Raw genomic sequence first — 22,210 nt, 5'->3', positions numbered from 1 at the left:
AAAATAACTTGCCCAAAAGGGCAAGTTATTTCGTTATTGCGTAAGCAATTAGAATAAAATGCATCGCATTTTATTCTTGAACAGTTCCTAACTCAATCCCGCGTTATCTCTGCCAGCGGAATGGGTTTGGGGGCATCGTTTTCCCCCTCAACCCGGGCGAGTTCTTCCATAAGTTCCTTGCCGCGTTTGCTCAATTTGGCGGGAATCTGGATCAACAGTTTGATGTAGAGATTGCCCCGGTGACCGCCGGAGGGGACCCCCTCCTCCCGGATGCGGAGGAGTTTGCCGTTTTGGATTCCCGCGGGGACCTTTACCTTAATGGTTCTATTTTCCAGGGTAGTGACCTGAATATCCGCCCCCAGGGCCGCCTGGGTTATGGATATGGGGACCGCGCAGTAGAGGTCCAGGTCCTGGCGTTCAAAATATTCGTGGGGTTTAACCCGAATGAACACGTAGAGATCCCCCGGCGGGCCGCCTCCGGGACCGGCGTCTCCCTGGCGGGGAATAACCACCCGTTTCCCGTTTTCCACCCCCGCGGGGATAGTGACCATGATCTTCTGCCGTTTTTTCCGGGTTCCCGACCCACCGCATTCTTTACAGGGCTGTTCGATGATGTACCCTTCGCCGCCGCAGGCAGGGCAGGTGGAGGCCACGGAAAAAAAGCCCTGGCTATGCCGCACCTGGCCTGAACCGGCGCAGGTGGGACAGACCTTTTTGCCCGCCCCATTGGCCGCTCCCGTGCCCTTACAGGTTTCACACGTTTCATTCCGCGAGTACTGGATCTCCACCTTGGTACCAAAAACCGCCTCTTTAAAGGTTATTTCGATATCGTAGCGGAGGTTCGGCCCCGGTTTGACCCTGCCGGAAGAACTGCTCCCACGGAAACGGCTGCTGCCGCCGCCAAAAAAGGTGTCGAAAATACCGGAAAAATCCCCAAAAATGTCCTCAAACCCATGAAAGGAAGAAAAGTCCTGGGAACCGGCCATCCCTTCGACGCCGGCGAATCCAAACTGGTCGTAGGCGGCCTTTTTTTGATCATCCGAGAGAATTTCATAGGCTTCGGTGGCTTCCTTGAATTTCTCCTCCGCTTCCTTGTTCCCCGGATTTTTATCCGGATGATATTGAATGGCGAGTTTCCGGTATGCCTTTTTTATATCATCCTTGGACGCGTTTTTTTGTAAGCCCAGCACTTCATAATAATCACGTTTGGCCACATCAACACCCTTTATTATGCATAGCGAGGAGTTAGGAGAGAGAAGGGAGGAGATAGAAGCTAGGAGTGAAGAGGAAAAAGAACCTTCCGATCCTCTCTCCTCACTTTTAACTCCCCGCTCCTCTCTTTATATCTCCTCTCTTCTAACTCCTCACTCCTCTCTTTATTACTTGTCGTCCACTACCTCGTAATCCGCGTCTTCGGCGCTTTTGGTATTGCCGCCGTTTTCCTGGGGATTCCCCGGACCGGGACCGGCTTCGCTTCCGGGACCCTGGGGCTGAGCGCCGGTTTGTTTGTATACCTCTTCGGCGATCTTATAGGAAACCTGCTTGAGGGCTTCGGTTTTATCCTTAATAGCCTGGAGGTCCCCGCCTTCCAGGGCCCGGCGGAGGTCGGCAATGGCTTCTTCGGCCTTGGATTTATCCGCGGGATTTACCTTGTCCCCCAGGTCCTTGATGTTCTTCTCGGTGCTGTAAAGCATGGAATCCGCTTCGTTCCTGACCTCCGCCTTTTCCCGTTCCCGTTTGTCCTCTTCGGCGTGGAGTTCCGCCTCCTTGACCATCCGCTCTATATCGGTATCCGAAAGCCCCGAGGAGCTTTCGATACGGATCTTCTGCTCCTTGCCGGTGCCCAGGTCCTTGGCGGATACGTGGACAATACCGTTGGCGTCAATGTCAAAGGTAACCTCTATCTGGGGAATACCCCGGGGCGCCGGCGGGATTCCTACCAGGTCGAAACGCCCGAGGACCCGGTTTTGGCTGGCCATTTCCCGTTCCCCCTGGAGGACCTGGATGGAAACCGCGGTTTGTCCGTCCGCGGCGGTGGAGAAGATCTGGCTCTTCCGGGTGGGGATGGTGGTATTCCGGGGAATAAGTTTGGTCATCACCCCCCCCAAGGTCTCGATCCCCAGGGAGAGGGGGGTTACGTCCAGGAGGAGGACGTCCTTGACATCCCCGCCCAGGATACCCCCCTGAATGGCCGCGCCGATGGCCACCGCCTCGTCGGGGTTAACTCCCTTGTTCGGCTCCTTCCGGAAAAGGTCCTTGACGATCTGCTGAACCGCGGGAATCCGGGTGGACCCCCCCACCAGGATCACCTCGTCGATCTGGTCCGCGTTAAGCTGGGCATCGGCCAGGGCCTTTTTGCAGGGCTCCTTGGACCGTTCCAAGAGGTCCTGAACCATCTGCTCAAATTTCGCCCGGCTCAAGGATTTCTGAAGATGTTTGGGGCCGCTCTGATCCGCGGTGATAAAGGGGAGGTTGATCTCCGTGGTCTGCATGGCGGACAACTCGATCTTGGCCTTTTCCGAGGCTTCCCGGAGCCGCTGCAGGGCCATCCGGTCCTGACCGAGGTCTATCCCCGTATCCTTCTTGAATTCCGTGATAAGCCATTCCATGATCCGGCGGTCAAAGTCATCGCCCCCCAGGTGGGTGTCGCCGTTGGTGGATTTGACCTCAAAGACCCCTTCCCCCAGTTCCAGGATAGAAATATCGAAGGTACCCCCGCCCAGGTCATAGACGGCGATGGTTTTTTCTTTCTTCTGATCCTTGTTGAACCCAAAGGCCAGGGAGGCCGCGGTGGGCTCGTTGATGATCCGTTTAACCTCAAGCCCCGCGATCTTTCCCGCGTCCTTGGTGGCCTGGCGCTGGGCGTCGTTGAAATAGGCCGGTACGGTGATCACCGCTTCGGTAACCGCTTCGCCCAGATAGTCCTCGGCGGTTTTTTTCATCTTCTGCAAGACAAAGGCGGATATTTCCTGGGGAGAGTACAACTTCCCGTCAATATTCACCCGGACATCGTCCCCCTGCTCCACTATGTTATAGGGAACCAGCTTGGTTTCTCCGGGGACCTCCGAATAACGGCGGCCCATAAATCTTTTAATAGAATAGATGGTATTTTCGGGGTTGGTGATCATCTGATTCTTGGCCGGCTGACCCACAACCCGTTCCCCCTTACTGGTGAAACCAATAATAGAGGGAGTAGTACGGCCCCCTTCGGAATTTTGAATAACAATAGGTTCGCCGCCCTCAAGAACGGCTACACATGAATTAGTAGTTCCCAGATCAATTCCGATTATCTTACCCATTTTTAAGCTCCTTTTTAGAAGATACTAAATCTCAGGCTTTTTTCCAAAATTCTCCATAAAAAATATATCCGCGGGGCTGGTGCCAAAACCACGGTTGAAACCGCCCCCAGGGAACAATTTATGTTTCTTTTGCATCTTCCGCTGCATTCTGGGGCTCCTCCGGCATCAGGACCTTCACCTTGGCGCTCCGCACCACCCGATCCTTCAGGATATACCCCTTAATAAAATCTTCCGCCACCTGGGGCTCGGAAATTTCAGCGGATTTCTCCATCATAATCGCCTCATGCCGGGTGGGATCAAAGGCCTCGCCCGCGGAATCAAAACGTTTAAGCCCCCATTTGTTTTCAAGCTGGGAAACCAGGCGTTTTTCAATCATGCCGATGCCTTCATAGAGGCTCGTAAACTCCGGTGAAGTTGACCCGGCGCCTTCAGCGGATTTTATGGCCCGTTCAAAATCATCAATTATGGGGATAAGGTCCAGGAGCAGGGTTTGATTCGCAAAATCAATGGCCTCTTGTTTTTCCCGGTTCATCCGTTTGCGGAAATTTTCAAATTCCGCGGCCTTTCTGAGGTATTGATCGTTGGCTTCCGCCAGCCTGGTTTCCAGGTCCTGCATCCGCGCCGCGGGATCAAGCTTTTCGATCCCCTCACCGGCCTCGCCGCCCGCTTCAGCCGTCTCCGCCGATGCGGTTTCAGGGTCCGGTTTTTCGGTATCCCCCGGGGTTACGATTTCCCCCTGTTTGGGTTCATCCTCATGAGAAGTATGCTTTGACATGAAAACGTCCTACACTTTTTTTTAGCAGCCCCAAACATCGGGACTTATTTCATCCAGGGATCTACCCTTCTATTAGATGAAGTTTTGAAACTGGCTCAATGATTAAAACATACCTATCTTGCGCATAAAGGTCAAGAAAATTCAACCCGGATAAAAAAATTTTGAAAAAAATAAAAAAAATTATTGACAAACCGAATTTTCGGTCTTAAACTAGTTAGTAATTGGTAAGATAAGTTTGCCAATTTTAATCGAAAGTGAAGAGCCCGTTAGTGGTTGAGGAGGATCTATGGAATTGCTGTCCGGCGGCCCCACGCCAAAGGATGACCCCTTATGTCGGAAATACCGGGAAAAACTTGAGAAAGGTGACATACATACCGCGGACTTGCGGGACGGTTTTGCTTTTTTTGCCCAAATTTGTAACGATACCGATGGAATCCGCTATGAAATGCGGGATTTGGCCCTGAATTTTCAGTTCAATATGGAGGATGAGGTCTACACCGTAACCTTTTCGGGGGGGGCCTGCGCCAGTTACCGGGGAGCCTCTGAAACGCCCACGGTTATTTTCAATATGAGTAAAAACACCGTGGTGGAAATCCTCAAGGGAAACATCTATTCCCTGGTGGCCCAGATGGGGGGGTATATCAAATATACCGGTCCCAAGCCCCAGGCCCAAATATTCCAACGCATTTTTGAACTTTTCCTGGATCAGTTCCTGAAACGGGATGTGGCGGACCTGAAAAAGGCCGCCGCCGGGGCGCCCGCCGGGGTGGTCAAGTTCGGCGTCATAGGCGGGGGTGGGGCCTTTTTCTTCCACTCCAACGGGGACCGGGGATCGGACATCATCGCCTATACGGCCATCTATGACCGCAACTACGAAAACGCCAAGAAGATGGCCCTGACCTACAAGGACGGGGTGATGATCCCCTACGATAATCTGGACGACATGCTGGCTTCCGATATTGACGCGGTTTTGGTACTGGTACCCCATGTGTACCATGTGGAAATGGTCTGCAAGGCCGCCGCCGCGGGGAAACACGTCCTCTGCGAAAAGCCCATGGGTACCACGCTGGAAGGCTGCCGGCAGATGATCGCGGCCTGTAAGCAGGCGGGGGTCAAGTTCATGATCGCCGAAAACCACCGCTTCCTTCCCGCCCATGTGTATATGCACGACATCGTCAAACAGGGCCTTATCGGGGATGTGCTGATGGTCCGGGCCTACGAAGGGGTGGACGAAATCGACGGCCTTTCCCGGAGCGGCTTTTGGAAGGGGGACCCCATTAAGGCCGGCGGGGGCGCCCTGATGGATATGGCGGCCCACAAGTTTGTCACCATCGAATATGTCATCGGGGCAAAGGCAACGGAAGTTAGCGCCTGCCTGGCGAAGCAGGCGATCAACCTGCCGGAAAAGGCCGAAGACAACGCGGTGGCCATAGCCCGGTACGAAAACGGCGCCGTGGCGGATGTGATGGTGAGTTTTACCCAGCAGACGACCCCCTACAACAGCATGGAGGTCTTCGGCACCAAGGGGAGCATCTTTGAAAATCACGCCTGGGAAAAGCCGGTGCGCTTCTGTTCCTACGATGAACGGATGGGGGAAAACCAGCAGAAGTGGATAGAGCCCGAGGTGGAACACGCCGCCTTTCCGGAGTACTACACCATCTCGGTGCGGGAAACGGACCGGCATTTTGCCCAGTGTATTCTGGAAAACCGGGACCCCGAATTTACCCCCCAGCAATCCATGAACGCCATCACCGCCATATTGGCGGGTTACCTTTCCCATATCGAAGGGCGGCCGGTAACGACCGATGAAATTGAAAAAATGGCGGACACGGAGCAAACCGTTGAAATTCTTGAACGGCTTGCCCCGTCTATCCCGATTAATAAAAATCTGCCGGAGGTACAAAACGTGAAACCCATAGGGTACAACAGCAAAAAAGCCGCCGAGGTTATGGCGCACTATGACCTTGATTTACTCATCGCCGCATCGCCGGTGAATGTGTATTACCTTTCGGGGATGCCGGTGCTGCACTGCTCCGCCAATCCCATCCTTTTGGCGCTGAACAATCAGTACCCCAACCTGGCCCTGATACGCCGGGAGGGGGAAGGTACGGTGATCCACTGGAATGTCTTTAAAAGCGTGGAGCGGTTCAGCTGGTTTCACGACCTGGTGGGGATTGAAAGCCAGGCCGATGTGGGCCGGGCCATCCATTCCAAGATCCGCGCCTGGGGGCTGGCGGGTAAACGGGTGGGTCTTGAGTCCACGGCGCCCAAATTCCTCATCGATGCCCTGACCGGGGCAGGGGCCATGACCGTGGTTGCCGCGGACCTGGCCTTTCTGGATCTCCGCCTGGTAAAGACCCCGCTGGAAATCGAATATCTGCAGAAAGCCGCGGACATCACCGAGGCGGCTTTAAAGGATACCATCGCCGCGGTACGGGAAGGGGTGACGGACCGGGAACTCCTCAAAATCGGCCGGGATGCCCTGCTGAAACACGGCGCCGACGATTGGGACCATCTGACCATGACCATCGGCGACTCGGACCCCGAAGCCCCCGGCACGGGCAGGGCGGTGAAGAAAGGCGAGATTGTGCGCCTGGACTTCGGCGGGGTCTACCAGGGCTATGTGGCGGACATCAACCAGGAAGTGGTGGTCGGCGATGCCCCCCCCGAGGCGGACAAGCTGATCCAGGGACTCCTCGACTTTCAGCATTACTTTGAGGAGCGGATCAAACCCGGGGTGAACATGACGGCCCTGAGCAATGAAGCCCTGGCCTGGTATAAAAAGACGGTTCCCAATGGGATTGCCTTTTCCATCGGCCATTCCATCGGGCTCCAGTGCGAGGATCAGCATATTTTCGGCGCTTTCGGTCAGCTTGACCGGCCCTTTGAGGAAAACATGGTCTTTGAAATTGAGGCCTGGGAGCCCTATAAGGGCGCCCTGATCGGGGTGGAGGACTGTTATGTGGTTACCAAAGAGGGCTGCCGCAAGATGACCACCATGCCCAAAACCATTATACGGGTTTAAAACAGCCGGCCGCTGCCGGTAGTAACATACGAAAAACAGGAAAACGAAGGAGTATTGGAATGAGTGAAAAGAAAAAGAAACCCTTGGTCATCGTGGCCACGCCGAATATCTGTTGGCTGAATCCCCAGGTGGAATATCCCAAAAAGGCCCCGGAGATTATCGTGGAAGCGGTCAAGTGCCGGGAAGCCGGAGCCGCGGTACTGCATACCCATGCGGAAGGCCAGTGGTCGGAGGTGATCAACGGCGTGCGGGCCAAATGCGACATCATCGTTCAGAGCGGTATGTCCAGCATACCCCTCCAGGAACGGATTGAACTTTTTGAACAGAAGTCCGACATGGTATCGATTATCTCGAACCATCACGCGGAGGCCTTTGCCGAGGTGAACTGCGATATGCTGCATCCCCTGGCGGAACTGGAGGAGTACTGCGTTGCCTGCCGCAAATACGGCGTCAAACCCGAATGGGAGATCTGGCACCCCGGTTCCATCTGGAACCTGAATCAGCTCATCAAAAAAGGTCTTTTGGATCCCCCTTATATCACCACCTTCTTTCTGGGCTGGCCCGGCGGAACCTGGTCGCCCCCCACGGTGCACGAGTACCTTTACCGCAAGAGCCTTATGCCGGCAAACTGCGTGATCACCGTCAGCATCATGTGCAAGGAACAGATGGACATCCTGGTGGCGGCCATTACCCACGGCGACAACGTGCGGGTGGGCACCGAGGACTGGCCCTATCTGCAGAACGGCAAGATCGCAGCCACCCATGAACTGGTTAAGGAAATTGCGGATATCTCCCGGTCCCTGGGACGGGAAGTGGCCACCCCGGCCCAGGCCCGGAAACTGACCGGGTTAAAATAGCGGTTAAAACAAAACAGGAGAAATCTATGACGGACAAAAAAGTGGCGATTGTTACCGGCGCATCGGTGGGCATAGGCCGGGCAGCGGCGATAAAATTTGCCCAAGAAGGCTACCAGGTGGCGATTATTGCCCGGGGCAAGGGTATCCATGATGTGGGAGAGGAGATCCGCAAACTGGGGGCCGAGTGTATTGATTTTCAGGGCGATGTCGGATCGGAAGAGGACGTAAAAACCATGGTCGCCCAGGTGGAAGCGAAGTGGGGGCGGGTGGATGTACTGAACTGCAACGCCGGCATTGTGATAGTGAAACCCCTGGAAGACACCACCTGGGAAGATTTTGTCAAGGTAACCCATATCAACATAGGGGGACACTTCCTCTTTACCAAATACGTGATGCCGATCATGAAACGGCAGAAACGGGGCGCCATCGTGAACATGGGTTCGGTTTCCGGCCATGTGGGACAGACTGAACACGCCATCTACGGTTCTACCAAGGGCGCCATTATCGCCTTTACCCGGGCCGTGGCCTGGGAGCTGGCGAAGTACAATATCCGCGTCAATTCCATCAGCCCCGGCTCGGTGGATACGCCGATGCTGCGCAGTGACATTCAGCTTGAGTCCACCCGGACCGGTATGCCCTTTGATGAGGTAAAGAAACTGCGGGAACACGAGCAGGCCTTTGACCGCTGGGCGGAACCGGAGGAAATCGCCGAAGCGATTTACTTCCTGGCCAGCGATGCCGCTTCGTTTATCACCGGGACGGATCTCCTGGTGGACTGCGGGTGGGTTTCCAAGTGAGTGAGGCGGCCAGCCAATATACCTTCAATAATCTCAAACGATCCAGCACCGTCGAGCGTATCGTTGAAAATCTCATAACCCTGGTCAGGGAACGCAGTCTGAACATAGGGGACAAACTGCCCCCGGAACGGCAGCTCTGCGAGATGATCGGGGTTTCCCGGCCCAGTCTGCGGGAAGCCCTTAAGGCCCTGCAGGTGATGAACATCATTGATATACGTCAGGGCGCGGGAGCCTACATCAAAAGCCTTGAGCCTGAGGATGTGGTAGAGCATCTGGACATCGTGTTTCACCTTGATTCAAGCCTTTACCATGATCTTTACGAAGCCCGACGGGTTATTGAGGCAAGTATCGCCGCCATGGCGGCGGAAAAGATAAACGATGATGAACTTGAATTTATTGAAGAGAATATTCGGCAGGCCGCCGGGGATATTGATAATGAACAGGCCTTTGCTGAGCGGGATTTGGAACTTCACCACGTGATAATGAAGGCCGCGGGCAACCGGGTTATCCCGGTGTTTATGCAGTCCATCAACAAACTTGCGTTGTTGATCCGTCAAAAAACCAATGCGATGCCCAATATCCGTAAAAATACCATAAAGGATCATAGGGCGATCCTCATGGCGCTGAAAAACCATGACCCGCAGGAAAGCGCGGCGGCGATGGAGCGTCATATACGCAATGTGGAACGAGCATTTTTTTATGAAAACAGGGAGGTTGAACAATGAGCGTATATTTTGTTACCGGCGCCAGCGGTTGTATAGGCGGTTGGGTGGTAAAAAACCTGATAGAAGCGGGTCACCGGGTGTATGTCCTGGCGCCGCACCCGGAAAAGCTTGAAAAACTCAAACTTATCATGAAACAGCCGGACATAGCAAAGATCATCCCCATCCCCGGGGATATTACCAATCCGGATCTGCTCCGGGCTGCGGTGTCCCTCTGCGGGGCGGAGAAGATCATCCACCTGGCGGCGCTGCAGATGCCCTTCTGTAAGGCGAACCCCTCCATGGGAGCCCGGGTAAACGTGGAAGGAACGATAAATATTTTCGAGGCGGCCCGGGCGGCGGGGATCAAAAAGGTGGTCTACTCCAGCAGTACCGCGGTCTATGGGAATATTGCCGATTATCCCGGAGGGGAATTCGGCCACGATTCACCCCTCATCCCCCGGTCTTTTTACGGCGTCTACAAACAGGACAACGAATGGGCCGCCCGGGTGTATTTTGAGGAGGCGGGGATCTCCAGCATCGCCATACGGCCCTTTGTGGTCTACGGCCCCTTACGGGATCAGGGCATGACCTCCACCCCCACGTCGGCCATCAAGGCGGCGGTCCGGGGAGAGGCCTACGAAATTTCCTACGGCGGCACCGCGGAGTTCCAGTTTGCCGACGATACCGCCAGGGCGTTCATTGCCGCGGCGGAAACGGACTATACCGGCGCCGTGGTCTACAACCTGGGGGGCGGCACGGTCAGTATGGAACAGATCGTCGCCGCCATAGAAAAAGCGGCGCCCAAGGCCAAGGGGCTCATCACCTTTAAAAACACCCCCCTGCCCTTCCCCCGGCACCGCGATACGGGGGAGCTGGCCAAGCTGGTGGGACCCGTATGTCAAACCCCCCTCGAAGAGGGGATCCGCATAAGCGCGGAGTATTTCAGAACGGCGCTTGCCTGAAGACATTCGCCGCCCGAGGGGGCGGCGGGGTTTTCGGGCAGGAAAAATATAAACCGTTCCGGCCGTAGTGAACGGAAAATTTATTTAGGAGGAGAGGAATGAAAAACATTACTCGCAAATTTCTAATGGTGCTTTTGGTGCTGAGTCTTGCCGCCATGGCGGTACAGGCCAGCGGTCAAAAATCTGGCGGCAGCAGCGATCAGCTCGTAATCGGCGTCTGCCTGCAGGGTAACCAGAGCGGCTTTGTCCAGTATATGGCAACCGGAATATTTGAGTACCAGAAGAAATCGGCTCCGGATGTCAAATTGGAAGTGGTATATGCCGATGACGATCCCGCCAAACAGCAAAGCCAGGTTGAACAGTTTGTTGCGCAGGGGGTAAAGGCCATTATTCTGAATCCGGTTGACAAGGTGCAGAGTGCGGCAGCAGTGGACTTTGCCGCAAAGGCCGGCGTACCGGTAATCACCATGAATACTACTTCAGACAGTAAAAATGTTACTGCCCATGTTGGTTCGGACGATGTGGAAGCGGGTACCCTGCAGCTTGAACGGCTGTTGAAGGCAGCCAAAGACAAAGGCATAAATAGTCCCCGGGTCGCTTACATCAACGCAGTGCTTGGTCATTCTGCTCAGGTTTACCGCGAGCAGGCCTACAAACAAGTTTTGGCAAAGCATCCTGAAGCAAAATTGATAGTACAGAATACCGCCGACTGGTCCGGAGAAAAGGCCCTGCAGCTTACCGAAAACTGGATTCAAACCTATCCCAACGGCATTGATATCATCGCTACCCAGGCCGACTGCTTAATTGTTGGTACTATTACTGCGGTGGAAAATGCGGGTCTTGGCGGTAAAGTGCTTCTTGGCGGCATGGACTGTGATATGCCGGTCATGGAAAAAATCAAGGCGGGAATCGTGGATAATTCAATCTGGCAGGATGGTCTTGGCCAGGGCGAATGGGCCTTGCGGCTTGCTATTGACGCTGCGCAGGGCAAGAAGATTTCCGATCACATTATTCCGTATGAAGTCTGTACAAAGGATAATGTGGATGCCTATATCAAGCAGGCTGAAGCCCGCAATGCGCTTTCCGCAAAGTATTTCTAATTTGTAATGGTTATCCGGGGGAAGCGATTCCCCCGGATAATTCCACCTGCATATTTTAAAAACACGGATTGGAGGAGCGCCAGTGGAAAAAGAAATTATCCTGGAAATGAAAAATATTTCCAAACGGTTCGGCGGGGTACACGCCCTGGACAACGTGAGCTTGACTTTGCGGCGCGGCGAAGTGCATGCCCTGGTCGGGGAAAACGGCGCCGGTAAATCCACGCTGATGAAGATCCTTATCGGTCTCTATACAAGCGACAGCGGGGAAATCATCCTGAACGGCAAACCAATACATTTTAGATCCGTCAGGGACGCCCAGAATGCGGGCATCAGTATGATTTTTCAGGAATTCAACCAGGTCAAGGTACTGTCGGTGATGGAGAATATCTACCTCGGCAGGGAGCCAAAAACGAAAGCCGGATCAGTGGATTTCAAAAAAATGTACGATGATTCCCTTGCCCTGCTTAAAGAGCTGGGGGTGAACCTGAACCCAAAAACGAAAATACGGGATCTGACGGTGGCCAAGCATCAACTGGTGGAAATCGTCAAGGCCATATCCTTAAACGCCGAGATCATCATCATGGATGAACCGACTTCGGCGCTGAGTAGAAACGAGATTGAATACCTCCTTTCCACGGTAAAGACCCTTCAGAAGCAGGGAAAGTGCATTGTGTTTATTTCCCACAAAATGGAAGAGATCTACAATATCTGCGAAACCGTGACGGTGCTGCGGGACGGAAAATTCATCCATTCGGGGAAGGTGTCGGAGGTGTCGGAAAAGGATCTGATCCGGATGATGGTGGACCGGGAGGTGAACGAGCTTTTCCCGAAACAGGAAAGCGCCATCGGCGAGGTGGTACTCCAAGTAAAGGGCCTCTCCGTGGAAGGTGAATTTGATGATGTCAATTTCTCCTTACGAAAAGGAGAGATCCTGGGGATTGCCGGCCTTATGGGTGCGGGCCGTACCGAATTAATGGAGGCCATCGTGGGGGCCCGCAGGCCAAGTAAAGGAGAAATTTACTTTAAAGGTGAAAGGATAATAAACCATATTCCCGGCGACGCGATCAAGCGGGGCATAGCCATGGTCCCCGAGGACCGCAAAAAAAACGGCGTGTTTTTAAAACTTTCCATCAAAGATAATGTGCTTATGTCCGCCCTGAAAAAGTGTATGCGGGGACCGGGCCTGAAAAAGAACCTGGAGATGCGCTATTTTAACGAATACGCGGACAAACTGGAGATCAAACATTCCGACCCGTCCCAGGCATGCAAAAACCTGTCCGGCGGAAATCAGCAAAAGGTAGCGGTTTCCCGGGTACTCAACGCCGATCCGGAGATCATCATTCTGGACGAACCCACCCGGGGGATTGATGTGAAGACAAAATCGGAGATACACCGGCTTATGTCTACCCTGGCGAGTACCGGAAAGGCAGTGTTGATGGTATCCTCCGAACTCCCGGAGATATTGGGGATGAGTGACCGGGTGCTGGTACTCCACGAGGGGATCCAGACCGGTATTTTGGACCGTAAAGAAGCGACCGCCGATAAAATCATGGAGCTGGCCGTAAAAACTGTAAAAATGGGGGCGTAACATGGCCAATACACAAGCAAAGACCGTAGCCGGGAGGCTCAGATCTTTTAATTATGGACAATTTCTCAGGGATCACGGGATTTTGATAGGGTTCTTTTTCATCGTGGTGCTTCTTTCAATAGCCAGGCCGAACTTCATGCGGGCGACAAACCTTATCAATGTACTTAGACAGGTGTCCTGTATCGGTATCGCTACCATTGGTATTGGGTTTCTCATTATCATGAACTGTATCGATCTGGGGCTCGGTTCCACCCTTGCCCTGACCGGAATTATGGCCGGACTTGCGGTTTCTACCGGCGCCAATGGCTGGGGGCTTCCTGCTATTGTCGGGTTTATTGTCGGTATTGCGACGGCATCGATAGTTGCCCTTTTTGCCGGTACTATCATCGCCAAGGCCCGAATTCCTGCCTTTATTGTTACCATGGGTACCATGTCCATAGGACGGGGGCTTGCCCTGATCTTTGCGCACGGTATGCCTGTAGCAAATTTTCCGGATAGTTTTAACTATTTTGGGACCGAATCCCTGGGGCCCATTCCCTGGCCGGTAATCATCTATATTATCGTAATCCTCATTGCCTGGTATATCCTGAACAAACGTCCCCTGGGCCGTTATGTTTATGCCATTGGCAGCAATGAGGAAGCCGCCCGGGCTGCGGGGATCAATGTGGATGCGGTTAAGATAAAGGCTTATCTGATCCAGGGAATATTGGTGGGTCTTGCGGGTACCCTTTTTGCCGGCCGTATAAAATCTGCGGCTCCGGCCTTTGCCAGCGGGTATGAGCTGGATGCCATCGCCGGTTGTATCATCGGCGGGGTAAGTTTTTCCGGCGGGATAGGAACCATCAGCGACATGGTCATCGGCGCCCTGCTTTTGGGGGTCATCAACAACGGCATGGACCTCCTGGGGGTCGAGGCGTTTTACAAACAGGTGGTCAAGGGCAGTATTATCATCATCGCGGTATTGATAGACCGCAAGCGCACGGGCCGGGGCTAAACTGGTTCTTAACCGGGGTAAATAACCACGAACACCACGAACGAAGAGGAAGAGACGGGAAGAGAATTCGACCACAAAGGCGAAGAAGGCGAGGAAGGGAATACGGGAAGAAAGGATAATTAAGAGAGGAGTTAGGAGAGAGAAGTGAGGAAGACTGGCTTTTCACTCCTAACTCCTCCCTCCTCCCTTTTTCGCCTTCGTGGTTAAATTCTATTAGTTCTTATTTGCCAATTTTTAGACGTTACAGCTTACCAGAGGTTTTCGTGAAAAAACAAAAACACACCCACCGGCTTAAAGCCGGCGTTATGGAGGTGTGTTTTTTTGGGGGGTAATCCCCCTTTTTAGGTCCGGGGGGTTACAGTCCCAGACCGAAAGATAATTTTATGCCGTTGGTCCGCAGGGCAACCCAATCTCCCCGGATGGGAACGTCTTTGGGATCAATGTAAAAATAGAAATAATAGGCCAGGTCCGGATCCGTGGGATCGTATACCCGGACTTCGCCGGTAGAACCGTCCATCCAGATTTTTACGGGAACCGGCCGGGAGAGATTCTCGTTGGTAAGCAGATAGATGAATTCGTTCAGATCTATACTATCCGCCAGGGTCATGCTTGAATTCGTATTGCTCCGATATACCTGGGCGCTGAGTCCCCCGGGAATTCCAGAATTTCTGATGGGGTTTTCATCATAGTTGAGCCATAGAAGATAGGATTTTCCCACTCCCCAGGAAGCGGCATTATAAGCGGAATCGGCGAAAAGGTGTATTCCAAAGCCGCCATGGCCGTCTTCGGCGCCCGATTCATAGCGGGCATTGAATTCATAGATCATGGGACCCGACTGGGGCACCCGGAAATTTACCTTAGCCAGAGGGGCTCGGGCATCGTTTTGATATAACCGGGTTCCGACAAAACTCCAACTGCCCGAAGCAAACCGGTATTCCGGTAATTGCACCTGACCAAATACTGATACCGCAATACCAATAATTAAGAGAAAAAACACAAGACGTTTCATACATCCACTCCTTTTAAGAAATATACCCCCAAACCAGGGATAGTGTATCATTAGGGTACTTACTATTTTAACACAGTATTTAAAAAAATGTTACTTTATTTTTAAAATTTTTTGAATTTTTCGTTATTTTTTGCTTTGGCGGCCCCCTCGGGACCGGAAAAAATTGAAGATCGCTCCAATATACGCCACATGAAGCGTCTGTTTGATGGATAGATACGCTATATATGGGGTATATAGACTCATATTTTTACCGTTATCATGCCGCAAAAAGACCCGGCAACACCCGCATCCCACGCCCTGGATCACGGTATCAAGGGAATGCTTGGCGCTGGAGGAGCCCTTCTTACCCTGGGGGCATACAGGGTCCGTTGTAATTTACCGGGATTTTATATATAGTGAGATGTTCCCAAGATTTCAGTTTAAGGGAAGGTGGGCCGGTTTCAAAAGTCTCCGGGGGGTGAAACCGCTTTCAGTCTTTAACAAACGGAGTTTTTATGCCTAGTGAGTCATCCCTGCCCTATACAGACGCCGCGGACCGGTTGGGTACGGAGCCCGTCGGAAAGCTGCTGCTGCGTTTTTCCATCCCCGCAATAACCGGGATGCTGGTCAGCGCCCTCTACAATGTGGTGGACCGGATCTTTGTCGGCCGGGGGGTCAACGAGGTCGCCCTGGGCGGTTTATCCCTGATTTTGCCCCTGATGACTATATCTATGTCCTTTGCCATGCTTTTTGGCGTGGGGTCGGCCAATATGATCTCCATGCGCCTGGGGCAGGGGCGGCGGGCAGAGGCGGAAAATGCCCTGAACCACTGTTTTTGGCTTTTGGCGGGCATCGGGGCAGTGCTTATGACCGCGGGGCTTGTTTTTATTGAACCCACCCTCTCCCTGTTGGGATCCCAGGAGGGAAGCGGGGCCTTGGCCTATGCCCGCAATTATTACCGTATCATCCTCTACGGCCAGGTTTTTTTTCTGGTGGGCTTTGGTTTTTCCCATTGTACCCGGGCCCAGGGTTTTCCCTCCATCACCATGATCGGCATGATCATCGGTGCGGGGCTCAACATGATCCTGGACCCCATCTTTATCTTCATCTTTCATTGGGGCGTTGAGGGGGCGGCCTGGGCCACGATTATCTCCCAGTTTGCCTCTGCCCTGTGGATCCTGTCTTTTAACCTGGGAAAGCGGGCGGTGATCAAGCTCCGGTTCGCATCGTTTAGGCCCTCCGGAAAAATAATCATGTCGATCATGGCCTTTGGGTCGGCCCAGTTCTTATTGCAGTTTGTCATGTCCGCCGTACAGCTCTGTTACAACTACAGTATGAGTATCTACGGCGTCGCTGCCCTGGGGGTGGCCAACGGCGGGGACATCGCCCTTTCAGGGATGAATATTGTGGGGTCCATCTCCATGATGATCCTCATGCCCATATTCGGTATCAACCAGGGGGCCCAGCCTATTTTGGGGTACAACTACGGCGCCAAAAAGTTCAACCGGGTCATCCGGGCGTACCTGGGGGCTGTTTCCGCGGCCACCTTCATCTGTACCCTGGGCTTCATCCTGGTGCAGGGGTTTCCCCTCCTCCTGGTCCGGCTTTTCGCCCCCGAGGGGAGTCCCGCCCTGCTGACCCTTACCCCCTGGGCTATGCGGGTGGTGATGCTCATCCTCCCCCTGGTGGGTTTTCAGATCATCTCCACCAATGTGTATGTGGTTACCGGCCGTCCGAAAATTTCCATCCTCCTCTCCATGCTCAGGCAGTGCATTGTTCTTATCCCCTGTATGCTCCTTTTCGGCAGGCTCTGGGGGCTTTACGGGGTGATCTGCGCCGCGCCGGTGGCGGACGGCTTTTCCGTAATTCTTACCGCGGTGATGATCTTCTTTGAGCTTAAAAAACTCCGGGCCGCAAGCAGGCGTTCTTAGGTGATTATACTAAACAGTGATATGAGCAATTACATAAAGAGGAATCAACCACGAAGGCGAAGAAGGAAATAATGAATAATGAAGAGGGAAAAACGAAGAATGAGGAAGAACGGTCCGCTTTTCATTATTCACTCATGTTACGCAGTTACGCAGGAAGAATAGGATTAACCACGAACGACACGAACATCACGAACTTTTGCTTCGATATTCCGGAATATATACCTGAATTCTCTTCTTTGTTCGGGGGAAAGCAGGAAAGAACTATCGGTGAAACGCCCCTTTGTCTTTGTTTCTGTTCGTGTAGTTCGTGAGGTTTGTGGTTAAAATCTCTCCTTGGGACCCTTACGTAACATGAGTTATTCATTCTTAATTCCCTTCTTCGCTGTCGTGGTAAATTTCTTGTTTACACGGCAGCAGCCTGTGGGGCTTACCGGTGCTGTTCCCATTCGTTAATGAAACGCAGGGCGTATTGCTGGATACCGTCAAAATAGGTATCAATGAAGGCACAGAGTTCCCGGCCCAGGTATCGGTAGTGCCAACTTTCCCAGCGGTAGCCGGTGACAGCCTCATACCCGTCGGGGAAGGAGAGGGACCAGCCGAAGCGGCTTCCGTTAACCAGGAGCCAGCGGCCCGCCGGGGTTTCGGCAAAGGAGTCGGTGATGGACCCAAAGTCCACCACCGATCCGGTTTGATGCTGGCTGTAACCCGGCCGGGCGGATTCCCGATCCGCAGTTTCCTGCCCCAATTCCTGGACATTCCGTTGATAGATCCCTTCCTGATAGGCGTAGGACCGGTAGGTAGAGGACACGATCAGGGTTATCCCCTCGGCCCCGGCAGCGGCGGCCATCTCCTCCAGGGACTCCGCGGCGGCCTGCCGCAGGAGCAGGCCCGGCCTGCTTACCCGGTAGGAGCTTTCGGTCAGTTCTACCAGGTCTTCGGGCGCGTAATCCGGTGGGAGGGGATGTTTCTTATCTACCAGGATGCGGAGGTAGGGATCCCCCTCCAGGATCATCAAAAGGTCCAAAATAAAGGTGGGCCCCTCCACCGCAGCCGCTAAAATCCGTCGGGCCAGTTCCGGGGGGATTTCCGCTTTTTCCAGCATATTTTGGATCTGATCATTCAAAACGACTTCCGTATCCATCGCGGCCTTCTGGACCGGCTCCGGGTTTTCTTCCCTCCGGGGCTCCGCCTTAAAACAGGAGGGGAACAAAAGAACCATCATAATCACGCTTAAAAAATGGGAGGCATAGGCTTTCTTTCGTATCATATAGCAACTATGGTAAAAAAATCATAAAATATCCAGTAGATCGATCCGTTCCTCAGGATAAGCTCCAAAAATTTGTCCTGGGGTACGTTGAGCAGGGGAAGAAGGGGTCCTCTAAAAAGAAAGATTATGAGGGGGAAGGTATGGGATCCAAGGACATGAGCCAGGGGCAAAGCGCGGGTTTTTTTGAGGCAGCGGGTGGGCTAAGGCCCGGAATGAAGGGCGCCAGGGAGGAGCGGGTTACGGAGGCCATGCTTGCGCGGGCCTATGGCAGCGGCGGGTTGCCGGTGTATGCGACCCCGGCCATGGCGGCCCTGATGGAGGGAGCCGCGGTGGATGCCGTGGATAAGATGCTCCCCGAGGGCTGGTCCACGGTGGGGACGGAGTTGGCGATACGGCACCTGGCGCCGACTCCGCCGGGGATGCTGGTCCGGGCCTCCGCGGAGCTGGCTGCGATTGATGGCCGGCAGCTGGAATTCCGGGTGGAAGCCGAAGATGGCCGTGAAAAAATCGGCGAAGGAACCCATCGGCGTTTCATCATCAACAATAAAAAATTTACCGAAAAAGCGGAAAAAAAGAAGGGGTAATTAAAGCAGCCTCCGGGACAAACCCATATATAGGGTGTCAGTTTCAAATCCCATGGAGGAAGTATGAAGGGCTCCTGTTTTTTTCTTTTGGTTTTGGCCGCGGGCTTTATGTGGGGCTGCGCCGGCCTGCGTTCCGGGCCCGGTGACACCGGGGGCTTCTATGAGGGATTCGGGGAAGGTTACCGGGGACCGATACACCTGCGGGTACAGATAGGCCCCGGGGGAGATATCCGGGGAATAGAGATCCTGGAACACGGGGAAGATCCCCTGGTGGGAGGGTATGCCCTGGAAGAACTCCTGGAGGTGGTGCTTTCCTCGGGGTCCACCGATGTGGACGCGATCTCCGGGGCCACCGAATCAAGCGCCGGTTTTCTTGAGGCGGTAGAAGACGCGGTGGGGAGCGGGGGATGAGGCATTCGACCGCAAGGTAGACCGCTGCGCGGTCAATTATTCGCTTGTCTTTGTGTTTACCGGATGGGGTAAGGTCCCGTTTGCTTGAGGCCGGGAATCGTTCGCAGCTTGTAACCTAAATTACTTTTTGGGCACGCCCCGGGGTTAAAGTTTCATTGCCTGTTGGTACAGCTCAAGATAGCGTTGGGAAGGTTTGTCCCAGCCGCAATCGCAGCGCATGGCCCGGTGGACGAGGGCGCTCCATGCATTCTTGTCCTGCCATGCGTCCCGGGCGCGGAAACAGGCGTCCCGCAGTTCATCGGCACTGTAGGAAACAAAGCTAAAACCGTTACCGTCCTTCCCTTCGGTAATAGTATCCCTGAGGCCGCCGGTTTGGCGCACAATGGGTATTGATCCGTAACGCAGGGCAATCATCTGCGCAAGGCCGCAGGGTTCGAATTTGCTGGGCATGAGGAACAGGTCGCTCCCTGAGTATACCTGCCGGGCAAGCTCCGGCAGAAAACCGAAACGGACGGCGCATTGACCGTTCCACCGGGCGGCCAGCTCGCCGAAGAAACGTTCATAGACGCCGCCGCCGTAACCGATGAGCGCCAACTGCATCCCTCCGCCGAGAATCTCGTCCGCCCCATGGATTAAGAGATCGAGTCCCTTGTGGCTTTCAAAACGGATCACCATGCCGATAAGGGGAGCTTCATGCTTCGTGAGGCCGAAGAGATTCCGCAGTCCTTCCTTGCAGAAGGGTTTTCCCGTTTCAAAGCTGTCGGCGTCATACTGGGCGGCAATGTAGGCGTCAGTGGCTGGGTTATATTCATCCTGGTCAATGCCGCTGAGGATGCCCCGGAGCTTATGTTTCTGGAGGCGCAAAAAAGAGTCCAGGCCGCAGCCGTACCAGGGGTCTAGAATTTCCTCCACATAGGCGGGGGATACGGTGCTGACCAGGTCCGCGCTTTCTATGGCCCCTTTCATATAATTTACAATACCATCGTATTCTACCAGATGAAAATTTTCGCGCCCTATGCCCAGGGTCCCCTCCAGTATCTCGGGGCCGTATTTTCCCTGATACTGGATATCATGGATAGTGAAAATGGTCTTGATAGGGGCGTATTTTTCAATGTGCCGGTAATAGAGCTTAAGATATACCGGGATCAACGCAGTCTGCCAGTCATTACAATGGATGATATGGGGGCTATGGTCAAGGCGGGCGACGGTTTCCAGAACGGCCCGGGAAAAAAAACTGAACCGTTCACCGTCATCGTAGAATCCGTAAAATCCCTGACGCTTAAAATAATACTCGTTATCCAGAAAATAGTAGGTAACCCCCTGCCGGACCAGTTCAAAAAGGCCGCAGTATTGGTTGCGCCAGCTCACCGGAACGTTGAAATTGGTAATGTACCGTAATTGTCCCCGCCATTCTTCCCGCATATCACCGTAGAGGGGCAGGATAACCCGGACATCGGTCCCCTGCCGCCGCATCGCCACAGCAAGGCTTCCGATCATATCCCCGAGCTTACCGGAAGTAAAAAAGGGATACGCTTCGCTGGAGGCAAATAAAATGTTCATATTTTTTCCTTATTTTGATCTGTGCCATCTGCCACGGGTATTATTTAAAACGCCCGACAGCGGCAAGGAATACATTTTTAAGATCCGGATCGAATTGGGTCCCGCATCCGTCGCTGATTATCTTTACCGCCTGTTCGGGGGGAAAGGCTTTTTTATAGGGCCGGTCTGAAATCAATGCGTCATATACATCCACAAAGGCCATGAGCCGTCCCTGGAGGGGAATATTGGAACCCGCCATCCCCCGGGGGTAGCCCGTACCGTCCCATTTTTCATGGTGGGTGCCGGCCATGATCTTGGCGTGGGTCAGGAATATGCTTTCCCGGGCATTTTGCTGTATTTTTTCAATAACCGTCTCGCCAAAGACGGTATGTTTTTTCATCTCCTCAAATTCTTCCCTGGTCAGGGGACCTGGCTTGAGGAGTATACTGTCTTTGATGGCTATCTTGCCCACATCGTGGAGTTTGGAGGACTGGAGGAATAAATTGATGTCCCAGGTATCCAGTATATCCTTGTATATTCCCCGGGCCCCCATCTCCTCCACCAGAATACGCAGAAACCGTTCCGTCCTTTCCACATGGCCTCCGGTTACGTCGTCCCGGCATTCCACCAGGTTTGCCATGGTAATCATCACGGCGTTTTGCAGTTCAAGAACTTCCCCGGTTTTCTCGTCCACCAGATGCTGGAGGTTTTCGTTCAGATTTTTCAGTTCCGCCTTTTGGGACTCCAGGAGCAGATGCACTTCCACCCGCTTTAAAAGAAGCTGGGGGGAGAAGGGCTTGGAGATATAATCAATCGCCCCCAGACTAAAGCCCTCCAGTTCGCTGACCGTATCCGTTTTGGAGGTGAGAAATATGACCGGAATGCCGGCGGTCCGGGGATTGCTCTTTAGGGTTCCTATAGCCTCATACCCGTTGATTTCGGGCATAACCACATCCAGCAGGATCAGATCCGGCAGGGTCTGCTCAAGAAACTGGAACAGTTTTTCAGCGCTTGGCACGGTAAAGACGTTGTACCGCTCCATGAGCGTATTTCTGGCCAGCTTTAAGTTAACCGGATTATCATCCACGAGGACAACTTTCTTTTTTCCATCCTGCATAATAGGCCCCTAAAGAGGATACGGATAGTACCGCCCCAGTATAGCATAGAACATCACTTTTTCAATAGCATCCGGGAATTCCTAATTATAATTATATAGAAGAAAAACCTCCGCCGATTTTACCGGATTTTTACAGATTGATCAAAAATAAAAAGGCATATATAATAAAATTTGCTTCAAATGTTAAATTTTGAGGCAATAGAGCCAGTTTCAAAACTCGGTTAGTCTTGAAACTGGCTCTGCAAAAGAGGCCTAAAGGCTCGCTTTTGCAT

Annotated in this window: 18 protein-coding genes; 11 read left to right on the top strand and 7 right to left on the bottom strand. The window is 53.3% G+C overall.

Annotated elements, in window-relative coordinates:
• Positions 1–92: 92 nt before the first annotated feature.
• The 3 genes from dnaJ to grpE all read right to left on the bottom strand — a co-directional run bounded on the left by dnaJ (position 93) and on the right by grpE (position 4,074).
• Positions 93–1,214, bottom strand: coding sequence for a molecular chaperone DnaJ (gene dnaJ / locus LQZ21_RS11035; protein WP_411044393.1), 1,122 nt, complete (start codon positions 1,212–1,214; stop codon positions 93–95).
• A 165-nt stretch (positions 1,215–1,379) separates the two neighbouring features.
• Positions 1,380–3,299: a molecular chaperone DnaK gene (gene dnaK, locus LQZ21_RS11030; protein ID WP_411044392.1), complete on the bottom strand. Its 1,920-nt coding sequence runs from the start codon at positions 3,297–3,299 to the stop codon at positions 1,380–1,382.
• Positions 3,300–3,417: 118 nt separating this feature from the next.
• Positions 3,418–4,074 (bottom strand): nucleotide exchange factor GrpE, encoded by a 657-nt coding sequence (gene grpE, locus LQZ21_RS11025; protein ID WP_411044391.1) that lies wholly within the window; start codon positions 4,072–4,074, stop codon positions 3,418–3,420.
• A gap of 286 nt (positions 4,075–4,360) precedes the next feature.
• On the opposite strand from grpE, the gene LQZ21_RS11020 reads away from it, so the two are divergent.
• The 8 genes from LQZ21_RS11020 (at position 4,361) to LQZ21_RS10985 (ending at position 14,101) form a co-directional block, all read left to right on the top strand.
• Positions 4,361–7,099 carry a M24 family metallopeptidase gene (locus LQZ21_RS11020; RefSeq protein WP_411044390.1) on the top strand — a complete coding sequence of 913 codons (2,739 nt, stop codon included), beginning with the start codon at positions 4,361–4,363 and terminating at the stop codon, positions 7,097–7,099.
• A 59-nt stretch (positions 7,100–7,158) separates the two neighbouring features.
• On the top strand, positions 7,159–7,956 hold the full coding sequence (locus LQZ21_RS11015; protein ID WP_411044389.1) for a beta-keto acid cleavage family enzyme: 798 nt from the start codon (positions 7,159–7,161) through the stop codon (positions 7,954–7,956).
• A 26-nt stretch (positions 7,957–7,982) separates the two neighbouring features.
• Complete coding sequence (locus LQZ21_RS11010; protein WP_411044388.1) at positions 7,983–8,753, top strand: SDR family NAD(P)-dependent oxidoreductase; 771 nt, start codon at positions 7,983–7,985, stop codon at positions 8,751–8,753.
• Positions 8,750–9,478, top strand: coding sequence for a FadR/GntR family transcriptional regulator (locus tag LQZ21_RS11005; RefSeq protein ID WP_411044387.1), 729 nt, complete (start codon positions 8,750–8,752; stop codon positions 9,476–9,478). Before LQZ21_RS11010 ends, LQZ21_RS11005 begins: the two co-directional genes overlap by 4 nt.
• A complete protein-coding gene (locus tag LQZ21_RS11000; RefSeq protein WP_411044386.1) occupies positions 9,475–10,419 on the top strand; it encodes an NAD-dependent epimerase/dehydratase family protein in 945 nt (314 codons plus the stop codon). The genes LQZ21_RS11005 and LQZ21_RS11000 overlap by 4 nt, the downstream gene beginning before the upstream one ends.
• Before the next feature lie 98 nt (positions 10,420–10,517).
• Positions 10,518–11,519 carry a substrate-binding domain-containing protein gene (locus tag LQZ21_RS10995; RefSeq protein WP_411044385.1) on the top strand — a complete coding sequence of 334 codons (1,002 nt, stop codon included), beginning with the start codon at positions 10,518–10,520 and terminating at the stop codon, positions 11,517–11,519.
• Positions 11,520–11,601: 82 nt separating this feature from the next.
• On the top strand, positions 11,602–13,107 hold the full coding sequence (locus LQZ21_RS10990; protein ID WP_411044384.1) for a sugar ABC transporter ATP-binding protein: 1,506 nt from the start codon (positions 11,602–11,604) through the stop codon (positions 13,105–13,107).
• A 1-nt stretch (position 13,108) separates the two neighbouring features.
• A complete protein-coding gene (locus tag LQZ21_RS10985; protein WP_411044383.1) occupies positions 13,109–14,101 on the top strand; it encodes an ABC transporter permease in 993 nt (330 codons plus the stop codon).
• 355 nt (positions 14,102–14,456) lie between these two features.
• On the opposite strand, the gene LQZ21_RS10980 is transcribed toward LQZ21_RS10985, so the two are convergent.
• Entirely contained in the window at positions 14,457–15,110 is a 654-nt protein-coding gene (locus LQZ21_RS10980) for a hypothetical protein (protein WP_411044382.1), read from the bottom strand.
• A gap of 494 nt (positions 15,111–15,604) precedes the next feature.
• Between LQZ21_RS10980 and LQZ21_RS10975 the strand changes: the two genes are divergently transcribed.
• Entirely contained in the window at positions 15,605–17,020 is a 1,416-nt protein-coding gene (locus LQZ21_RS10975) for an MATE family efflux transporter (RefSeq protein WP_411044381.1), read from the top strand.
• Between the two features lie 427 nt (positions 17,021–17,447).
• Here the strand turns inward: LQZ21_RS10975 and LQZ21_RS10970 are convergent, their stop codons facing one another.
• On the bottom strand, positions 17,448–18,287 hold the full coding sequence (locus tag LQZ21_RS10970) for a M15 family metallopeptidase (RefSeq protein ID WP_411044380.1): 840 nt from the start codon (positions 18,285–18,287) through the stop codon (positions 17,448–17,450).
• A gap of 140 nt (positions 18,288–18,427) precedes the next feature.
• Here LQZ21_RS10970 and LQZ21_RS10965 point away from each other — a divergent pair, with 140 nt between their 5' ends.
• Positions 18,428–18,871, top strand: coding sequence for a thioesterase family protein (locus tag LQZ21_RS10965; RefSeq protein WP_411044379.1), 444 nt, complete (start codon positions 18,428–18,430; stop codon positions 18,869–18,871).
• Between the two features lie 63 nt (positions 18,872–18,934).
• Positions 18,935–19,282: an FMN-binding protein gene (locus LQZ21_RS10960; RefSeq protein WP_411044378.1), complete on the top strand. Its 348-nt coding sequence runs from the start codon at positions 18,935–18,937 to the stop codon at positions 19,280–19,282.
• Between the two features lie 144 nt (positions 19,283–19,426).
• Here the strand turns inward: LQZ21_RS10960 and LQZ21_RS10955 are convergent, their stop codons facing one another.
• Positions 19,427–20,842 (bottom strand): glycogen synthase, encoded by a 1,416-nt coding sequence (locus LQZ21_RS10955; RefSeq protein ID WP_411044377.1) that lies wholly within the window; start codon positions 20,840–20,842, stop codon positions 19,427–19,429.
• Between the two features lie 40 nt (positions 20,843–20,882).
• Complete coding sequence (locus LQZ21_RS10950) at positions 20,883–21,938, bottom strand: HD domain-containing phosphohydrolase (protein ID WP_411044376.1); 1,056 nt, start codon at positions 21,936–21,938, stop codon at positions 20,883–20,885.
• Positions 21,939–22,210: the final 272 nt, after the last annotated feature.

Origin of the sequence: Treponema sp. TIM-1, assembly GCF_046533115.1 — a bacterium.
In the GTDB taxonomy this organism is placed as follows: domain Bacteria; phylum Spirochaetota; class Spirochaetia; order Treponematales; family Breznakiellaceae; genus JAIRMO01.
The sequence above is the reverse complement of the archived record's forward strand: the minus strand, read 5'-3'. Positions and strand labels throughout refer to the sequence as shown.

Excerpts from the sequence above, each read along its gene's own strand:
- dnaK (WP_411044392.1), bottom strand. The coding sequence starts at position 3,299 with ATGGGTAAGATAATCGGAATTGATCTGGGAACTACTAATTCATGTGTA.
- grpE (WP_411044391.1), bottom strand. The coding sequence starts at position 4,074 with ATGTCAAAGCATACTTCTCATGAGGATGAACCCAAACAGGGGGAAATC.
- LQZ21_RS11020 (WP_411044390.1), top strand. The coding sequence starts at position 4,361 with ATGGAATTGCTGTCCGGCGGCCCCACGCCAAAGGATGACCCCTTATGT.
- LQZ21_RS11015 (WP_411044389.1), top strand. The coding sequence starts at position 7,159 with ATGAGTGAAAAGAAAAAGAAACCCTTGGTCATCGTGGCCACGCCGAAT.
- LQZ21_RS11010 (WP_411044388.1), top strand. The coding sequence starts at position 7,983 with ATGACGGACAAAAAAGTGGCGATTGTTACCGGCGCATCGGTGGGCATA.
- LQZ21_RS11000 (WP_411044386.1), top strand. The coding sequence starts at position 9,475 with ATGAGCGTATATTTTGTTACCGGCGCCAGCGGTTGTATAGGCGGTTGG.
- LQZ21_RS10995 (WP_411044385.1), top strand. The coding sequence starts at position 10,518 with ATGAAAAACATTACTCGCAAATTTCTAATGGTGCTTTTGGTGCTGAGT.
- LQZ21_RS10985 (WP_411044383.1), top strand. The coding sequence starts at position 13,109 with ATGGCCAATACACAAGCAAAGACCGTAGCCGGGAGGCTCAGATCTTTT.
- LQZ21_RS10980 (WP_411044382.1), bottom strand. The coding sequence starts at position 15,110 with ATGAAACGTCTTGTGTTTTTTCTCTTAATTATTGGTATTGCGGTATCA.
- LQZ21_RS10975 (WP_411044381.1), top strand. The coding sequence starts at position 15,605 with ATGCCTAGTGAGTCATCCCTGCCCTATACAGACGCCGCGGACCGGTTG.
- LQZ21_RS10970 (WP_411044380.1), bottom strand. The coding sequence starts at position 18,287 with ATGATACGAAAGAAAGCCTATGCCTCCCATTTTTTAAGCGTGATTATG.
- LQZ21_RS10965 (WP_411044379.1), top strand. The coding sequence starts at position 18,428 with ATGGGATCCAAGGACATGAGCCAGGGGCAAAGCGCGGGTTTTTTTGAG.
- LQZ21_RS10960 (WP_411044378.1), top strand. The coding sequence starts at position 18,935 with ATGAAGGGCTCCTGTTTTTTTCTTTTGGTTTTGGCCGCGGGCTTTATG.
- LQZ21_RS10955 (WP_411044377.1), bottom strand. The coding sequence starts at position 20,842 with ATGAACATTTTATTTGCCTCCAGCGAAGCGTATCCCTTTTTTACTTCC.
- LQZ21_RS10950 (WP_411044376.1), bottom strand. The coding sequence starts at position 21,938 with ATGCAGGATGGAAAAAAGAAAGTTGTCCTCGTGGATGATAATCCGGTT.